17 protein-coding genes are annotated in these 18,194 nt (G+C 39.9%); 12 read left to right on the forward strand and 5 right to left on the reverse strand.

The features are described 5' to 3' along the window. Positions 1–127 precede the first annotated feature (127 nt). From H8692_RS06335 to H8692_RS06355, 5 genes are all read left to right on the forward strand, one after another. Positions 128–2,026 (forward strand): AraC family transcriptional regulator, encoded by a 1,899-nt coding sequence (locus H8692_RS06335; RefSeq protein WP_187525266.1) that lies wholly within the window; start codon positions 128–130, stop codon positions 2,024–2,026. Between the two features lie 109 nt (positions 2,027–2,135). Then, on the forward strand, positions 2,136–3,812 hold the full coding sequence (locus H8692_RS06340) for an MBL fold metallo-hydrolase RNA specificity domain-containing protein (protein ID WP_177267588.1): 1,677 nt from the start codon (positions 2,136–2,138) through the stop codon (positions 3,810–3,812). 113 nt (positions 3,813–3,925) lie between these two features. Then, a complete protein-coding gene (locus H8692_RS06345; protein ID WP_177267589.1) occupies positions 3,926–5,716 on the forward strand; it encodes a sigma-54-dependent Fis family transcriptional regulator in 1,791 nt (596 codons plus the stop codon). A gap of 32 nt (positions 5,717–5,748) precedes the next feature. Continuing rightward, entirely contained in the window at positions 5,749–7,104 is a 1,356-nt protein-coding gene (locus H8692_RS06350) for an aspartate aminotransferase family protein (RefSeq protein ID WP_177267590.1), read from the forward strand. An 88-nt stretch (positions 7,105–7,192) separates the two neighbouring features. Then, positions 7,193–8,527 carry an MATE family efflux transporter gene (locus H8692_RS06355; RefSeq protein WP_187525267.1) on the forward strand — a complete coding sequence of 445 codons (1,335 nt, stop codon included), beginning with the start codon at positions 7,193–7,195 and terminating at the stop codon, positions 8,525–8,527. Here H8692_RS06355 and H8692_RS06360 read toward each other — a convergent pair. Next, the gene (locus H8692_RS06360) at positions 8,517–9,068 is read right to left on the reverse strand and encodes a transcription repressor NadR (RefSeq protein ID WP_187525268.1); all 552 of its coding nucleotides are present in this window, start codon (positions 9,066–9,068) and stop codon (positions 8,517–8,519) included. The two genes, H8692_RS06355 and H8692_RS06360, sit on opposite strands and share 11 nt — an antisense overlap. Positions 9,069–9,279: 211 nt before the next feature. On the opposite strand from H8692_RS06360, the gene H8692_RS06365 reads away from it, so the two are divergent. Genes H8692_RS06365 through H8692_RS06375 form a run of 3 tightly spaced genes read left to right on the forward strand, consistent with a single transcriptional unit; the run spans position 9,280 to position 11,337 of the window. Further along, positions 9,280–10,362, forward strand: coding sequence for a PTS sugar transporter subunit IIC (locus H8692_RS06365; RefSeq protein ID WP_177267593.1), 1,083 nt, complete (start codon positions 9,280–9,282; stop codon positions 10,360–10,362). A 1-nt stretch (position 10,363) separates the two neighbouring features. Beyond that, positions 10,364–10,891 carry an FmdE family protein gene (locus H8692_RS06370; protein ID WP_187525269.1) on the forward strand — a complete coding sequence of 176 codons (528 nt, stop codon included), beginning with the start codon at positions 10,364–10,366 and terminating at the stop codon, positions 10,889–10,891. A 32-nt stretch (positions 10,892–10,923) separates the two neighbouring features. Next, a complete protein-coding gene (locus H8692_RS06375) occupies positions 10,924–11,337 on the forward strand; it encodes a DUF3842 family protein (RefSeq protein WP_177267595.1) in 414 nt (137 codons plus the stop codon). Positions 11,338–11,423: 86 nt separating this feature from the next. Here the strand turns inward: H8692_RS06375 and H8692_RS06380 are convergent, their stop codons facing one another. Both H8692_RS06380 and H8692_RS06385 read right to left on the reverse strand, forming a co-directional pair. Continuing rightward, complete coding sequence (locus tag H8692_RS06380) at positions 11,424–12,719, reverse strand: glutamate-5-semialdehyde dehydrogenase (protein ID WP_243206929.1); 1,296 nt, start codon at positions 12,717–12,719, stop codon at positions 11,424–11,426. Beyond that, entirely contained in the window at positions 12,716–13,696 is a 981-nt protein-coding gene (locus tag H8692_RS06385; RefSeq protein ID WP_187525270.1) for a ribonuclease H-like domain-containing protein, read from the reverse strand. The genes H8692_RS06380 and H8692_RS06385 overlap by 4 nt, the downstream gene beginning before the upstream one ends. Positions 13,697–14,055: 359 nt before the next feature. On the opposite strand from H8692_RS06385, the gene H8692_RS06390 reads away from it, so the two are divergent. Then, on the forward strand, positions 14,056–14,316 hold the full coding sequence (locus H8692_RS06390) for a stage V sporulation protein S (RefSeq protein WP_147593236.1): 261 nt from the start codon (positions 14,056–14,058) through the stop codon (positions 14,314–14,316). A 57-nt stretch (positions 14,317–14,373) separates the two neighbouring features. Here the strand turns inward: H8692_RS06390 and H8692_RS06395 are convergent, their stop codons facing one another. Further along, the gene (locus tag H8692_RS06395) at positions 14,374–15,267 is read right to left on the reverse strand and encodes a YitT family protein (RefSeq protein WP_187525271.1); all 894 of its coding nucleotides are present in this window, start codon (positions 15,265–15,267) and stop codon (positions 14,374–14,376) included. Positions 15,268–15,429: 162 nt separating this feature from the next. On the opposite strand from H8692_RS06395, the gene proB reads away from it, so the two are divergent. The 3 genes from proB to H8692_RS06410 are packed head-to-tail and all read left to right on the forward strand — an operon-like array spanning position 15,430 to position 17,624. Then, entirely contained in the window at positions 15,430–16,236 is an 807-nt protein-coding gene (gene proB / locus H8692_RS06400) for a glutamate 5-kinase (RefSeq protein ID WP_177268914.1), read from the forward strand. Between the two features lie 27 nt (positions 16,237–16,263). Then, positions 16,264–17,079, forward strand: a complete 816-nt coding sequence (proC, locus tag H8692_RS06405; RefSeq protein WP_177268916.1) for a pyrroline-5-carboxylate reductase — start codon at positions 16,264–16,266, stop codon at positions 17,077–17,079. After that, positions 17,076–17,624: an NUDIX domain-containing protein gene (locus H8692_RS06410; RefSeq protein ID WP_207722965.1), complete on the forward strand. Its 549-nt coding sequence runs from the start codon at positions 17,076–17,078 to the stop codon at positions 17,622–17,624. The genes proC and H8692_RS06410 overlap by 4 nt, the downstream gene beginning before the upstream one ends. Here H8692_RS06410 and H8692_RS10990 read toward each other — a convergent pair. Continuing rightward, the gene (locus H8692_RS10990) at positions 17,590–18,144 is read right to left on the reverse strand and encodes a stage II sporulation protein M (protein WP_412265072.1); all 555 of its coding nucleotides are present in this window, start codon (positions 18,142–18,144) and stop codon (positions 17,590–17,592) included. The two genes, H8692_RS06410 and H8692_RS10990, sit on opposite strands and share 35 nt — an antisense overlap. Positions 18,145–18,194 lie beyond the last annotated feature (50 nt).

Here is an 18,194-nt window from a genome sequence, read left to right on the forward strand (position 1 = left end):
ATTTTCAGATTATTCTTTGCTTTTTTATGCTTCTTTACTTGCAGCGTTGCTTTTTGTAAATTATAATATTATGACAAGATATAGCCGATAGGCGACCCTGTTTTTAAAAGCGACATGAGGGATGGATATGTATTTAGAGAATCTTAAATGTAATAATGAATACCCTTTGAATGTGGAGATACTTCATATAAATGAATATCCCCTTCATATGCATGAGTATGGGTATATAGAAATAATTTATGTTTTGAAAGGAAGCATAAATCTATATATAAGTACAGAAGACATCTGTTTGAAAGCAGATGATGTTTTCATAGTAAATGAAGCCAATCTTCACTATATTCATGATTGTTCTGACGATAATGTTGTTCAAATATATCATATATATCTCGATGCCTTTTCTGATTATTATGCTGAATTTTCTCAGGTTCTTTTTATTTTGAACACAACTTATAACAATGATGTTCCGGAGTTGATAGAGTATGTGAAAAATCTTCTTAGAAATATTTCCAAACAGTTTTTCGATATAGATATAGATCATAATCCACTCAATAATATTCATGAAAATCTTGTTTCCCTTTTGCTGTGCCTGACTAATAGTTTTCAATACTGGTATATTAAAGACAATAAAATTCAGCCTACCAACCCTTATAAGGATAAGCCGATACAGGTAAACAGAATACGTAATATAGTGAGATATATGTATGAGAACTATCAGAAAAAGCTTACTCTGGATGATATTGCGGAACATGAATATCTGAGCAAATATTACATATCTCATCTTTTTACGTCAGTGCTTGGTGAGTCATATCAAAATATAATCACGAGACTCCGGGTGGAAATGTCACTTATGGGTATAGCAGATACTAGCAAGAATTTGGAGGAAGTTGCCATTGAATCAGGTTTTTCCTCTCCGACATTTTTTAGAAGACGTTATAAAGATATTACAGGGTATTCTCCGTTTGAAGTCAGAAATTATTTTAAATCAAGAACGATCGAAGTTATGAAGCCTGATATAACACATATTGACAATGTATCAGATATAGTGGCATTGTTGTCCGACACACAACATTATACATATCCGGTGACTCTTGCAGGAAGAAAAAACCTGAGGAATTATATTCTTGACTTTTCGAAGTCGCAGAATGCAGAGCTTAAAGGAACATGGAATTATATTTATGTAGAAAGCCTGTTTGAATGTCTGAGGGAAAGATATAGAGCAAATCTGTCTTTTTGCAGAGAACGGTTCGGGTTTTCTCATATTATTGTAAGCGTAAAGCAGCTTTTAGATGCCTATGAGGCTTTAAAATGTTTTGATTTTCTGCATGAGTTTTTGAGAAGTCTGCAAATGCTGGATATGGATATATGTGTAATTGATGACAGAAACGATACTTGCTTTTTTGATGATGCCGTAAGGTCTTTCGAAAGCTGGTGCATGGAAAAATACTCTATCGGTGTGAAGTGTATAGAAGATATTGCATCAGTGGAGATTATTTCCCTCCATGGTGATAATCCGGCTGATATGATGAGGCATCTGCTGGATGGTACTGATGTGATACGGGCGGTATCCATAGAATCGCTTTTTAATAGGGCAGGGCTGAAGAAGCCTCTGTATTATCTGTATGAAATAGTATGCTCGCTGGATGAACATATTATCGAGGCTGCAGAAAACTGTATTGTCACCAGAGAAGGGAATTCGATGCATGTAATGATATACTACAGCATCCGGGATTCAGTAGATACAGAATCACAATGTAGTGAGTTTTTGTTAAAATTGGTAAATCACGGAGGGTGTATATTAAAAATAAAACATCTGAAAGATTTCGATATCAGCGAAGAGTCCATTTGGCACAGCATCAATTCACCGGAACTTATAAGCGAAGATACCATGGAATATATAACAGCGGCTGCATCACTGCTCGCAGATATAAGATATGTACCTGCATGTCCGGAATATGATGTTTTCATTCCCCTGTATCGGGGGCAATGTGCACTTATTACGATAGAATGCAAAAATGATAAAGCATAGAATTTTATAGAAAAATATGATTTTATAATAGTATTTTGTGTAAATAACATTAGCAGAGTAGTATAATAAAATTAGGCTAAGCCACTTGTTTCAGGTGAAAGGAGCAGATATGAAAATACAATTTTGCGGAGCTTCGACAGGCGTTACAGGGTCCTGTCATCTTATAACCACAGAGAATCATAAGATATTACTGGACTGCGGACAGTTTCAGGGCGGAAAGGCTCAGGAGGCTTTGAATTACGAGGAATTTCCTTTTGATCCTGCCCAGATAGATTACATGATTTTAAGTCATGCTCATATAGATCACTGCGGAAGGATTCCGCTTTTGGTAAAGAGAGGATTCAAGGGGAAGATATATTGTACCGACGCTACAGCAGATCTTTTAGATGTTATGCTTAAGGACAGCGGTTATATTCATGAAAGAGAGGCCGAATGGAAAAACAAAAAAAACGAGAGAGCAGGGAGAGCTCTGGTGGAACCTTTGTACACATATAATGATGCGGCGGATTCTCTTAAATATGTAGAGCCTGTGCTTTACGATCAGCTGGTGGAGCTTAATGAGGAAATGAAGATTGTTTTCAATGATGCTGGACATATTCTGGGCTCAGCCATAACAGAGCTTTGGGTAACGGAAAATGATAACGTGTCAAAGATAGTGTTTTCAGGGGATTTGGGAGTAATGGACAGGCCTATTTTAAGGAACCCGACCATCATAAAGAAAGCCGACTATGTTATCATGGAAACGACATACGGCAACAGATTGCACCCGGCCAATTCTATGGATGTCAAGGCACTTATGGATATAATCCGGGACACGGCGGCAAAGGGCGGCACAACGGTTATACCTTCTTTCGCCGTAGGAAGGACTCAGGAGCTTATATATGAATTAAATCGGGTGTATGAAACAGATAATGAATACCGCAGGGACTTTGACAATATAATGGTATATGTGGACAGTCCTATGGCAACTACCGCGACAGAAGTTTTTAAACGCAACGCGCAGGTATTTGATGAAGAAACGAAGGAATTTATAACAAAGGGAGATAATCCTCTGGATTTTAAGAACCTCAGATTTACAAGAACGAGTGAAGAGTCAATATGGCTTAATACTGATCCGGAGCCTAAAGTGATAATTTCCGCCAGCGGTATGTGTGATGCAGGAAGGATAAGACATCACCTTAAGCATAACCTCTGGAACAGAAAATCCAGCATAGTTTTCGTGGGGTATCAGGCTGAAGGAACCCTCGGAAAGATGATACTGGACGGTGCGGAGGAAGTTACGCTTTTTGGTGAAAAGGTAAAGGTAAATGCCAACATATATAATCTTGAGGGTTTTTCGGGACATGCTGACAGAGACGGTCTTCTGGAATGGCTTAAAGGATTTAAGGCTGAGCCGAAGCATATTTTCCTTGTTCACGGTGAACCTGAGGCAAAGGAAGATTTCGCACAGACCGTTGAAGCTGAGTTGGGATATCATCCTATAGTGGTCAGAGGGAATTCTGAATTTGTTCTTGAAAAGGATGAACTTGTCAATATGGAGCAGGCCATGAAAGAGGAAGTGGATGAGGAAGTGTTAAACAGTCTGAGAGCTAATCTGTTTGATATACACCGAAGAATAGAAGATATATTGTATAATACTAAACTGGCTGTAGGGCAGGATATTTCTCCTGAAAAACTGTCTAAGATTAATAATATGGTACTTGAGCTGGAAAAATCAACTATGAATCTGGGCGCTGAAGTCAGTGACGGAGAAGGCAGGGATAAAACACAGCAAAATGATATTTAAATAACAGCTATAAAAGTATTAAAAGCAGGAAAAAACTTTTAAAAACATGTTGTGCATGTGGTAAAATAGAAATAGGTATTTAGTAGATATTATATTTGATAAAGGTGATAAGAATGTCTGTTTTAAGCGGCATTAAAGAAAGTGTACAACAGGTTGCAGAGGCCATCAGCATCGCTGTCGGTCTTGAAGTTGAAATAGTGGACAACAAACTGAGAATACTGGGCGGTACCGGTTATTATCACAGGAGGATAGGCAAGAAGGAAGAAGATGGAAATCTTGAAGGAAACTACCTTTATGCAAGAGTTCTGAGAACAGGTAAGACGCAGTATGTAGAGGATGCTCAGAACTGCAAAGATTATGACAGGCCTATTGTAGGCAATACGAGACTTGGAGAGCTTGCAGAGATATGTACTCCCATAGTTTTGAAAGGCGAGATCATAGGAATAATCGGGCTTGTGGCATTTACTGATGAGCAAAAACATCTCCTTCTCGATAAGAGGGAAAGCATGACCGTGTTTGTTGAAAAGATGGCAGATCTGCTGTCGGCAAAGGCGGACCAGCAGGAAACTTTGGAAAATGTCGAGGTTTCAAGAGATGAAATGTCTATAGTATTGGAGACTGCTCACGAAGGTATATTCGCGCTTGATCAAAAGGGCTATGTCAAGCACTGTAACAACAGAGCTGCGGGGCTGTTCGGGACAAATAAGGGAGACCTTATAGGCAAACACATAAGCAATATTATGCCTGGAAGCCCTGCTATAAAAGTTCTTGATACAGGAACCGGGTATACTGAAAATGAAGAAATCTTTAAAGTCGACGGAAAGCAGCATCATTTCATAGTAACAGTGAAGCCTTTTATGTCAAGCGATGACATAGATGGAGTAGTGATCTCCTTCAGAGATATAGAGGAAGCACAGAAGCTGGTTTACAATTTCAATACACGAAAGATAAAAAACACAGTAGACGATATAATCGGCAGCAGTGACAAGATAATGAGAGCCAAACAGCAGGCTCTGATAACAGCGAGAAGCAATTCCACCGTTCTCATAACAGGTGAGAGCGGCACGGGAAAAGAAATGTTCGCTAAAGCTATTCATTACGCAAGTCCGAGAGAAGATAAGCCTTTTATAACGGTGAATTGCGGAGCTATTCCTGAGAATCTGCTGGAAAGCGAACTTTTCGGATATGAGAAAGGAGCTTTCACAGGGGCTAGTGAAAAGGGTAAGGAAGGTAAATTCGAGCTTGCTGACGGTGGCACCATTTTCCTCGATGAAATCGGTGATATGCCCCTTCATCTTCAGGTCAAGATTCTCCATGTTCTTCAGAACATGAGATTTGACAGAGTAGGAGGAAGCAAGAGCATAATTGTGGATGTGAGGGTAATTGCTGCTACCAATAAGGATCTTGAAAAGCTTATTGAAGAAGATCGTTTCAGAGAAGACCTTTATTACAGGCTTAGCGTTATACCGCTTTCTATACCGCCGCTGAGAGAGAGAAAAGACGATATAAAACTGCTTATGTATCATTTCCTTAGAAAATATAATAGTTTTATGAATAAAAAGATAGAGCGTTTTTCTCCTGAGGTAGAAGAACTTTATACTAATCACGATTGGCCCGGAAATGTGAGAGAACTTGAGAATGCTGTTGAATACGGTACGAACATGGCTTTTGGAAATGTAATAACCATGGAGGAAGTTCCCGCACGTATTTTGAAAAAAGAGGAAGAGATGGTCAAATTTAAGAATCTGGACAGACCTCTTGCCGAGCAGGTGAAACTTTACGAAAAAGAAATAATTAGAAAAAAACTGAAACAGCATAACGGTATTAAAGATACTGTTGCGAAGGAGTTGGGACTGTCGAGAGCAACACTTTACAGGAAGCTCTCTGAATTAGGTATAAATTAATTTTTATAAATATTTTATTATGGAGGTTTGTTATGTTAAGAGAAGCATTACCTAAAATCGTTACCGGAACATTACCTGGACCTAAGGCTAAGGCTGTACTGGACAGAAGGGCTGCTGCTGTTCCAAACGGAATCGGAACTGCTTACAAAGCAGTTATCGAAAGAGGCGAGGGAGCTATGTTTGAAGACGTTGACGGAAATATTTTCCTCGACTGGATCGGCGGTGTCGGTGTACTCAATATAGGATACAGCAATCCTGAATGCATTGAAGCGGTTAAAGAACAGGCTGATAAATTTTTCCACTCAATGTTCAACATTACAACTCACGAAGGCTATGTGAAACTTGCGGAAGAAATGAACAGAATCGTTCCTGTAAAAGGAGATAAGAAAAAGACTATGTTCGTGTGCTCAGGTTCCGAAGCAGATGAAAATGCCGTTAAGATCGCAAGAAGCTATACAGGAAGGCCTAATATCATAGTATTTACAGGCGCTTTCCACGGAAGAACTTCTCTTACAATGACTATGACCGCTAAAAAGGCTTATGCGGTAGGCATGGGTCCTTTCCCTGACGGTGTATACAGAGCAGAGTTCCCTAACCTTTACAGAGCTCCTGGCAATATGAGCGAAAAAGAAGCTATAGACTATTATGTGAAAAAGCTGGAAGAAGTGTTCATAGAAGCTACTCCATATGATTCATGCGCTGCTATCGTATTCGAGCCTGTACAAGGTGAAGGCGGATTTGTTCCGGCTCCTATCGAATGGGTAAAAGCTGTCAGAAAGATCTGTGACGAGCATGGAATCATGATGATCTGCGATGAAGTTCAGTGTGGATGGGCAAGAAGTGGTAAAATGTTTGCTTCACAGTATTTTGCAGATGCAGGATGTGCTCCTGATATTTTGTCCACAGCTAAATCCATTGCTGCAGGATTGCCGTTATCAGCGGTAACTGCAAGAGCAGAAGTTATGGATGCTGTAACAGGGGGAACAATCGGCGGAACATTTGGCGCAAATGCTGTATCAGCAGCTTCAGCTCTCAAAGTAATAGAAGTTATGGAAAGAGATGATTATCCTGCAAAAGCTATGCACATAGCTGATGTGGCCATGAAAGCTTTCAAAGGCTGGCAGGATAAGTATGAGTGCGTGGGAGATGTAAGAGGTCTGGGCGCTATGATGGGTATCGAGTTTGTTAAAGACAAGACTTCAAAAGAACCGGATGCAGCTCTTGTAAATGCTATCGTTCAGGAAGCTATGGGCAAGGGTCTTATGCTTGAAGCAGCAGGAACATATGGAAACGTTATCAGATTCCTCTGCCCTCTGTGCGTTACTGATGCTCAGCTTGATGCTGGTTTGGAAATCTTAGAAAACGCTATCAAGACTTGTGCAAAATAAGATTGTGCGCATGTATTAAAGTAGTTAAATAACGGCGCGGGTTTGTGCGCCGTTATTTTTTTATGAAAAAGAATCATCAGGAGATAATATGCAGATAGATTTGACAAAAGGTTCAGTCACAAAAGGAATATTAGCTTTTGCATTCCCCATGATATGTGGGAATCTGCTCCAGCAGCTTTATAATGTAGTAGATACACTGATCGTAGGTCGTTTTTTAGGTTCTGATGCTTTAGCGGCAGTTGGATCATCATATACGCTGGTCACTTTTATAACGTCTATACTTTTGGGAATGTGCATGGGCTGCGGAGCGATTTTTTCTATAAGATATGGTGAGAAGCGATTGGATCACATGAAAGGAAATATATTTACTGCTTTTGTGATGATCGCATGTTTTTCTGTGCTTTTGAATATTGCAGTAATGGTCTTTATAGATCCTGTGATGAAGATGCTCTCGGTACCTGAAGAGGTTTATGATTTGATGAGAAATTATTTAATGGTGATGTTTTGCGGAATATTCGCCACTTTTCTTTATAATTTTTTCGCATCTTTGCTCAGGGCTGTGGGAAATTCAGTGACACCTCTGGTATTTCTTGGCATTTCGGCTGTCATGAATATTATTTTGGATCTTATATTCGTACTGGTGGCTGAGTGGGGTGTAGAAGGTGCAGCTTTAGCCACTATAATTTCGCAGTGGTTTTCAGGGATAGGAAGCATGATCTATACATTGGTAAAGTGCCCTCAGCTGCGACCGGCACGCAGGCATATGCGTATAACATGGATAGGACTTAATGAAATAATGGGTGCCTCTTTTCTGACTTGTATGCAGCAGTCAGTCATGAATCTGGGGATATTGATGGTACAGGGGCTTGTAAACAGTTTTGGCGCTGTTGTCATGGCAGCATTTGCAGCAGCTACTAAAATAGATGCTTTTGCATATATGCCGCTTCAGGATTTCGGAAATTCTTTTTCCACATTTGCGGCACAGAATTATGGCGCGCGTAAAAAAGAACGTATTGAAAAGGGAATACGTTCTGCTGTTATAAGTATGCTGATTTTTTCTGCTGTTATTTCTATTCTTGTTTTTTCATTTGCAAAACAGCTTCTTTTGTTGTTTATTCATTCGGATGAAACAGCGATTTTAGCTGTGGGAATTTCTTATCTTCATATTATAAGTATATTTTACTTCGGTATAGGAGGATTATTTATTTTGTATGGTTTATACAGAGCATTCAACAGGCCCGGGATGTCACTGATACTGACGGTTTTATCTTTGGGTACGAGAGTATGTCTGGCATATGTTCTTTCATCCGTACCTTTTATAGGAGTAAATGGTATATGGTGGTCAGTACCTGCAGGCTGGCTTCTTGCTGATTTTATAGGTGTGTTTTATTACAAAAAGATAAAAGAGAAAATCATTTTATAATTATGCCTTTGTCACAGAGAGATTTTTTGATAAGCAGGAAAGTTTCTTTATCACGGCAACCTATTGTGTGGAGATGGACCCCATCTGTAAGAGAACTTATAGGAGCAGAATTTTTATCACTGCTTACTTTTGATATGAACTGATCCACATCATATCTTGATGACAGTCCAAGATTTGCTGAAAGTTCACCATATATGGCATGTTCTATGGATACGTCTATAACAGTGGCACCGAAGTCGACGATGGTATAGAGCTCATCCTGAAGCTGCTTTGATGAATGTCTGCATGCTATAATGCCGGTGAAAGGAAAATTGTCAGAACTGTCAAGGCTGTTGAGTATATATCCTTTCGGTGTGGCAAGGATATCTAATCCTGAAGCTCTCAGTATCGCAACATCACTTACTATTATCTGCCTGCTTACGGAAAGCTCTCCGGCAAACCGGGCAGCCGTGACAGGTTTTGAAGAATTTTCGAGAGTATTTTTTATATGATTTCTCCGGTCAAAAGCTGACCATTCTTTTTGTGTACTTGTATTCTTCATAGTTACAGAGACCTCCTTTATGGATGTTGGTAAGTAATGATTCTCATATCATAATATCACACCATTAATTTTCAATCAAATAATATATACAAGTATCTTGATATATGTATATACACTCTGGTACAATCAGACGGTAGGTTAAAATTCGTTTATATTTGAGAAAGGAGTGTGCCTTTTTCGGCAGATAGGAGCCGGCAGGGGCGCAGATGATATGAAAGGGAAAGAAACAGTACAGACTAAAGAAAGTTTTTTTAAACGCAAGAACATTGAGATTTCCGTAAAGCGGTATTTACAGGATGCACTGTCGGCAATGGCGCTCGGATTGTTCGGGTCTTTGCTTATAGGAGTTATTTTTGATACTATCGGTGTACAGACGGCAAATCTTTTCGGGGATAATGTCATATCTTCATTTTTCGTGGAGGTAGGAGGACAGGCAAAAGCTTATATGGGAGCTGCCATAGGAGTGGCCGTGGCATGGAGTTTGAAAGCTCCTCCACTTGTTCTGTTTACCAGTGTGGTGACAGGTATGATGGGAGCGAATATGCTGGGATTCGGTATTGAAGTGTCAGGGGGGCCTGCAGGAGCGTTTCTGGCAGTTGCCGTAGGAGCAGAACTGGGAAAGATGGTTTCGAAAGAAACAAAAGTTGACATATTGGTTACTCCTGCTGTAACATTAACAGCAGGGGCTATAGTAGCAAAGCTTGCCGGACCGGCTATAGGCTGGTGTATGATGAGGCTTGGCGATCTTATTATGACCGCCACAGAATGGCAGCCGTTTGTGTTTGGTATAGTTATATCCGTTATAGTTGGTCTTGTTCTTACTGCGCCTATTTCCAGTGCAGCATTGTGTATAATGCTTGATTTGAGTGGGCTTGCGGCAGGAGCTGCCACAGTAGGCTGCTGCGCTCAGATGATAGGTTTTGCTGTGGCAAGCTACAGGGAAAACGGTGTAGGCGGTTTGGTGGCTCAGGGACTTGGCACTTCTATGCTTCAGGTGTCCAACATCATAAAAAATCCATGGATACTGGTTCCGGCTACATTAGCGGGAGCTATAATAGGGCCGCTGTCTACTTGTGTGTTTAAGATGACAAATATAGCTGTAGGAGCCGGTATGGGGACATCGGGTCTTGTGGGACAGATAGGAACTTTTAATGACATGGGCTTTTCTTTTGATACCCTGTGGAAGGTGATGCTGCTGCAGATCGCCCTTCCTGCAGTACTGTCTTTTGTTATAGACAGATTGCTGCGTAGGGCAGGAAAGATAAAAGACGGAGATTATAAACTGGAGCTGTAATATGAGTAAAAATGTTTGGGATAAAGCTGTAGATTTTCACGGTCATACGTGTGGAGGGCTCGCCTTAGGTGTGCGGGCGGCCATTGAAGCTCAGAAAAGATTTGGAATAGAAAGAGCGGAAGATGAAGAGATAGTATGTGTCACGGAGAATGACGCATGTGGAGTAGATGGGATACAATCGGTATTAGGTTGTACTTTAGGTAAGGGAAATCTTATCTACCGAGGTACAGGGAAATTTGCTTTTAATTTTTTTAAAAGAAATACCGGGGAATGTTTCAGGCTGATGGCAAAGGATAAAAAGTCAGGAATTCATGGCGGTGAGTATATAAAGTTTGTACTGACTGCTCCTGTTGAAGATATTTTTGAAATCGGTAAACCAAGAATGAATATGCCGGGGCCGGCATTATCTTTAAAATCTGTCAAATGCAGTGTATGCGGGGAGAGTGCTGCGGAAACAAAGATGAGAGTTATGGATGGTCTTCCTGTATGTATGGACTGTTACAGCGGATATGACAGAGGTTGGGACTAAAAAATCACGGAAGTGGAAGAGGAGAAAGCAGAATGAACATAGCGGTTGTGGATGGACAAGGAGGCGGAATAGGCAGAGCAATAGTTGATAGGGTAAAGAAGGCTTTTCCCGATATAAATGTGATAGCGCTTGGAACAAATTCTGTAGCTACAGGACAGATGCTCAGAGCCGGTGCGGATGACGGTGCCACAGGAGAGAATGCTATAATTCATAATATGCAGCATGTGGATATTGTCATAGGTGTCATCGGGATACTTAACGCCAATTCCATGATGGGAGAATTATCGCCTGCAATGGCATCGGCCATAGGCGGCAGTCATACATACAAAATACTTTTGCCTATAAACAGATGTCACATTCATGTAGTAAGTGTAGAGGAGCTGTCGGTGTCAGAGCATGTTGATAATGCTGTAAAAGCGTTGGGCAGCTATTTGAAAAGTTTATAGAAGACAATATTAAAAAAGCCGGCTGCTGAAACAAATCAGCGAAGCCGGCTTTTCCGATTTTTGATCGATAAGTATGAAAATATTTTTCAGATCAGATCATGAAATTTGAATGTAGATTTACCGCTGGCATAGTCGGCTACTATCTGACCGGTGCCAACAAGCTTGTATTTGTATGTTACAAGTCCGTCAAGCCCTACAGGTCCTCTGGCATGTATTTTCCCTGTACTGATGCCTACTTCTGCACCGAATCCGTATCTAAAGCCATCAGCAAATCTTGTGGAACAGTTTTGATATACCCCTGCTGAATCTACCAGCGACATGAATTTGTCTGCTGAATCTTTATCTTCTGTTATAATGCAGTCAGTATGGTGGGAACCGTATTTGTTTATATGGTTTATGGCTTCATCTATATTATCCACTATTTTTACCGAAAGGATATAATCGAGATATTCTGTTTTAAAATCTTCTTCTGTAGCCGGTTCACATGAAATCATTCCCATTGATCTTGCGTCACATTTGTACTTTATATTGTTTCCGGAAGCATCTGAAAGGAGCGGAAGAAGGACATCGGCTATGTCTTTATGTACAAGCAATGTTTCCGCTGCGTTGCATGCCGCTACATATTGAGTCTTGGAATCAATAATTATGGGAACAGCTTTTTCAACGTTGGCGGCCCCATCAACATAGATGTGACAAATACCATCTGCATGACCCATGACAGGTATTTTGGAATTGTCCATTATATACTGAACAAACTGGTTTGAACCTCTTGGGATAAGAAGGTCCACGTAATCGTGACACTTTAAGAGTTCATTGATTTCCGCTCTGTCCTCTATGAGTACGGCAAAATGCTGAGGAAGTCCTGCAGCGACACAAGCTTTGTAGATTACGTCAAATAACGCTTTGTTTGTGTTTTTTGCTTCACTTCCGCCCTTCAGTATTATACAGTTTCCGCTTTTGATGCAGAGAGCTGCTATTTGAACGAGAGCATCAGGTCTGGATTCAAATATCACTCCGATAACACCTATAGGGCATGTTGTTTTTGTCAGAACAAGATCCTTGTCAAGCTCACGTTTTAAAAGTTCTTTGAAAAGAGGGTCATCGAGATCGATAAGATCATATATTCCTGATATGCATGTGGAAAGCTTATGATCGTCAAATTTAAGCCTGTTTATGATGGGATCTGCAAGAGAACTTTCCTTGGCAGCTTCCAGGTCGCGATTATTAGCGTCAAATATAGCAGCCTTGTTTTCATTCAGCGCTTTTGTGACTGCTTCAAGTGCATTGTTTCTCACATCTTCCGATAGGGAAGCCATAGCGAAACTGTCTTCTTTAACTTTTTTAATACTGTCGATAAAATCCATATAAATGTCCTTTCTCATAAATTCTCCATAAACAATCGGATAAAATCTTTTATAAAATGGTTTATTTCCATATAGTTTTTTTTGTTGTGATCCTCCAATACTAAAAAACCACTGCTGTATGAAGGATAAATGCTGAATGGTTTGCAGGAAATTCCGACAGACTCCAAATCTATTATAGCAAGTCCGGAGTCTCGTATTATCGGAAGCTTCATGCAAAAATCAGATGTTTTTCCGGTGAGGCGAATTTCTGCCGGATAATCTCCGAATGAAAATCCCATATAATCCATATTAAATTTTCTTTGAGTTCCTGAAACTGATATGGAATCACTGTCGATTCTGATTTTTTCCACAGTAAAAGGACCGGCCGGAAATCCTAAATGAAACATAGCTTTATGAAAATCCGCTTTGCTGATAACCTTGAGAAGTCTTGTAAGCTGAAGTACATCATCGCTGTTATGAAGCAATATTTTATCACCAAGCTGCTTATTTCCTGTTTTTTCATAGCTATTGTAAAGCTCCACACTTTCCCCACCTGAAATCTCGTCTGACCTGTTCTGCCACAGTCCCATGTAATTTTCCACAGTCTTTTGTTTAAGATTGGGAATGAATTTTTTTATTGGGGAATGGCCGTTCAAAACAAGGTAGAGGTCAAGATTATAAGGTGTGCAGTTTTTCATGGAAAACATTCTTAACCGTTTGTTGATGAATGGCATGTCAAAATGTTTTCCGTTATATGTGATCACCATGTCAAGCTTTGATACTTCCTCGGCAAACTTCTCAAGAGCCAGAATTTCTTCATTCCTGTTTTCTGCAAAGAACTGATGAAGTGTTTTATTTTGAAAATCCAGAAGTCCTCCCAGTATGAATTTGTTTCGTGACGAATTCAGCCCTGTAGTCTCTATATCCAAGACTCCTGCACGCACATCGCGGAAATAAAAATCAAGTATACTGCTGGTATAAATAGGTTCATTGTATTTTGCGGTTAAATGTTTCATAGTAATTAGTATTATAGCAAGGGACAGGGATAAAATAAAGTGAAAATGACGTAATCAAGTCATCACAGATAATAAAAACAAAAGAGACCTAACAGGTCTCTTTTGTTAAAAGGGGTATTGGGATTAGAGATTAATGAGGCTATCAGGGGGATAACCTCAGATAAATTATAAGTTACTTGCTTGAAAAAAGCAAGTAAAAGTCGAAAAAATTTCAATAATACTGTTTTATGGCTATTTTTAGACGTAAATGTCGAATGAATCGGATATAAAAAGAACTTCACAGGATATATAATTTATTTAACAAAGGGGAGAACCCGGGAAACAACAAAATACTGTAATAATTTATGGAGGAATTAAAAATGGAAGTTTTGAAAGTATCAGCAAGGTCAAATCCTAATTCAGTAGCAGGCGCATTAGCCGGTGTTTTGAGGGAAAAGGGAGGAGCCGAGATACAGGCGATCGGTGCAGGAGCATTGAACCAAGCAGTTAAAGCAATCGCTATCGCACGAGGATTCGTAGCACCCGGCGGAATAGATCTTGTATCGGTACCGGCGTTTACCGATATAGAGATTGAAGGGGAAGAACGAACTGCGATAAAACTTATCGTAGAACCCAGATAAAGTAAAAAAAAAGACAAAAGCCTTGTCTCCGGAGGAGCGCAGGGCTTTTTTTCATTTTCAGTGTATATCGTCCATATAAAATCTTCCTGTGAACATATCTGTTTTTACTACATTTACAAAGGCATGCGGGTCGCTTTCAAGAACTTGCCTTATGACGACCTTGGCTTCTGTACGTGATACAATGGAATATATTATGCCTCGTTCCTGCTGTGAATACATACCGGTGGCAGTGAGCTCGGTGGCGCTGTGGTGAGTTACTTCCCTGATGATCTCATAAACCCTTTCGGGATGATCGGTGACTACAAACAGAGTTACTTTATTATGTGTTTGATAGAGAAGATGTATCATCTGGGTAGATGTGAACTGAAAAATGATAGAATATAGTGCTTTGTCCCAGCCAAAAAGAATACCGGCTATTATAAGTACTATGGCATTGCCAAGAAGTATATAGTTGAATACATCTGTGTTCTTTTTTTCCATGAAGAAAACTGCGATAAAATCAGTTCCGCCGGTGGAGGTGCCTCCTATAAGACAGAGACTCACTGCTATGCCGTTTACTATCCCTCCGAATATACTTATGAGAAGGATATCGTGTGTTATAGGTATGGCCGGGACAATATCAGTGAAAATACTTGTGGCGACAATGATCACAGTAGTATTGACTGTGAAACGTTTTCCTATAGCAAGAAAACTCACAGCAACAGGAACAGCATTAAGGATGAGACTTATGGGAGTAAAAGGCAGGGTGATACCGAAAAAGTTTTCGAAGATAGACTGCAAAAGCAATGTTACACCGTTGAAGCCTCCCGGATAAAGACCACCTGCGTGTACAAAACTTTTTATGTTTACTGCCATTATAAGCGCTCCTATAAGACCGAAAATCAGAATTTTTATTTCTTTTTTCACGTCAGATTTTAATTTCTGGTCACATGTTTCATTTTTTGATTTCATTAATTTTCCCTTCTGGCAGCCTAAAACAATTATAATTTTAAGTAAGTATATCACAGCTGTCTATGCTGCGCAATGAATCAGAAATACTGTATGTAAGCCTCCCCTTTACCTTTTCTTCTCTATGTTGTATAATTTTCTGGTCGAGTAGGAGGCAGTAAAGAAATGGAACAGTTAAAAGAATGTATTCTGAACAGTAAAAAAATAGTGGTTAAAATAGGAAGCAACGTTATATCTGCCGAAGATGGGACTGTTGATAGAAATGTTTTGTATAATATCGTGGAACAGGTTAATTCCCTTATAGATATGGGTAAACAAGTGATGGTAGTTTCTTCGGGGGCCGGGGTATGCGGTGTTGGCGCTATAAACAGATGGAACAGGAGAGGAGATCTTAATTATAAGCAGGCTTTCTGTGCTATCGGGCAGGTAGAGCTTATGATGGCTTATAAAGAGTATTTTGCCGATTACGATGTGCATGTGGCCCAGATTCTTCTGACCAGAGATGATTTTAACGATCATCACAGAACACTTAATATCAGAAATACCTTATTTACCCTTATAGATGAGGGTGTTGTTCCCATTATTAATGAAAATGACAGCGTATGTGTTGAAGAAATCAAAATCGGTGATAATGATACTTTGGCGGCTCTTACGGCTATTCTCTGGAATGCTGATTTAATGATAATTTTAAGTGATATAGATGGTGTGTTTGATAAAGATCCCAAAAACAGCGATGATGCTTCTCTTATTGAGGCTGTTGATAATGCAGAAGAGCTGATATCTTCTATAAGTATAGGAGAAAAGAGCTCGTTTGGAACAGGCGGTATACGTACCAAGATAGAAGCTGCAGCTCGAGTGAACAAGTTTGGTATCCCTATGATACTGCTTAACGGAACGAAGCATGATATTATCAGAGACAGTACTCGGGGGGAAGGACGAGGTACGTTATTTTTAGGTACTATAGGAAAATAGTGGATTAATAAATATGAGGTGATCACTATGAAAAAAATAGGATTTATAGGTATTGGCAATATGGGCGGAGCTATTTTATCCGGCTATGCGCAGTCCGGAAAGACCGGGCATAATCAGTTGCTGGCATTTGATATGAATAGTGAACTTTGTGAAAAGACTAAGGAAGAAATTTCACAGCTTACTATCTGCGAAAGCGGCAGACAGCTGTGTGAGAAGTCGGATATAGTGGTCTTAGGAGTCAAACCTCAGGTCATAGAATCGGTTATGAAAGAAATAGCTCCGGCATATACAGATGAAAAGACAGTGATATCTATGGCCGCCGGAGTAAGTATGGAGTTTGTGGAACGCTATTTGGGGAATGACGCGGCAGTCATAAGGATAATGCCTAATACGCCTGCAAAAGTAGGTGAAGCTATGGTTGCTATTTGCCGGAACGGCAATGTTGATGACGACGTATTTAATCTGGCAGAATCTTTGTTTTCGGTCATAGGAAGAGCGGAGTTTGTAGAAGAGCGTTTGATGGATTGCGTAATAGGGGTCAGTGGCAGCAGTCCCGCATATACATATATGTATATAGAGGCGCTTATAGAAGCGGCTGTAAAAAACGGGATGGATGCAGAAACAGCAAGAATATTTGCCGCGCAGTCAGTACTGGGGGCTGCAAAAATGGTTCTTGAAAGTCCGGAATCTGTTGAGCAGCTTAGAATAAATGTATGTTCTCCTAATGGGACAACTATAGAAGCTGTCAATAAGTTATTTGAAAACGGATTTATGGAGGATGTAAAAGAAGGTTTTCAGGCAGCTGTTGACAGATCTATTGAAATGGGGTCAGAAAAGCAATGATTTTTGAAGAAAAGAAAATAGGCAGCGAGCGTATATATGAAGGGGCTATATTGAATGTGCGCCGGGATAAAGTAACTGCAGTGAAAGGTTATGCCTACAGAGAAATAATAGAACATAATGGGGCTGTGGCAGTAGTGCCTATTAAAGATAATGGGAATATAGTCATGGTGGAACAGTATCGATATGCCTGTGGGATGAAAGTACTGGAGCTGCCTGCCGGAAAAGTGGACAAAGGCGAGACAGATCCTGCAGTGGTAGCTGCAAGAGAGCTTAAGGAGGAAACCGGGTACACTGCAGAGAATATCAGATATCTCGGAAAGATAAATACGAGTGTCGCTTATTCGGAAGAAGTTATTCACATGTATGCTATGACAGGCTTAAATGCAGGGGAGCAGGATCTTGATGATGATGAAGCAATAAATGTAATTGAGATGCCTTTTGAAGAAGTCTATAAGATGGCATATGAGGGCCGACTCATAGATGCTAAAACTGTTGCAGGGCTTCTTATGGCTAAAGAGCAGCTGAGTGACATATTGATTCTGTAATACAGCCTGCCAATACAAGAATGACAGAAATAGCGGTCAGAATCAGCAGACTTTTATTTTCCTGATAAGGTCTGTTTTTTTTGATGGCTTCAGACGTGGAACAGTGGAATATAACAGTTGATATGATTAAAAAAGCAGGTATAATAAATAAGTTTGGGGGAAATATTTTTGTAAGGGAGATCAGTATGGCGTTATTGGCGTTGAGATATACAAGTCCGCTGCAGAACCCGATGGAAAAGCTTTTAAACCATAAAATGACAGGCGGAATAGGGCAGAGAAATTTTGTTACTATAGCAGGAAGCATTATTAACATTAGGATGAAATTAGATACAAGAGCAGAGAAGAATATTTTACCGAAACCGGCTGCATTGTCTGTAAAGCTTGCAAGCAGCAGAGAAGAAAGATATTCGTTATTTTCGTATGACAGATTCGTACTGAAAAATATTCCGGCAAATAGGCCTGTCATAAAAATGAATATGAATATAGTTGCTGATTTTTTCATAAGTATGTCCCCTTTCATCTATCTGTCAAATATGACATATAGCGGCCCCTTTGGAGCCTCAGTTCATA

Origin of the sequence: Lentihominibacter hominis, from assembly GCF_014385065.1 — a bacterium.
In the GTDB taxonomy this organism is placed as follows: Bacteria; Bacillota; Clostridia; order Peptostreptococcales; family Anaerovoracaceae; genus Lentihominibacter; species Lentihominibacter hominis.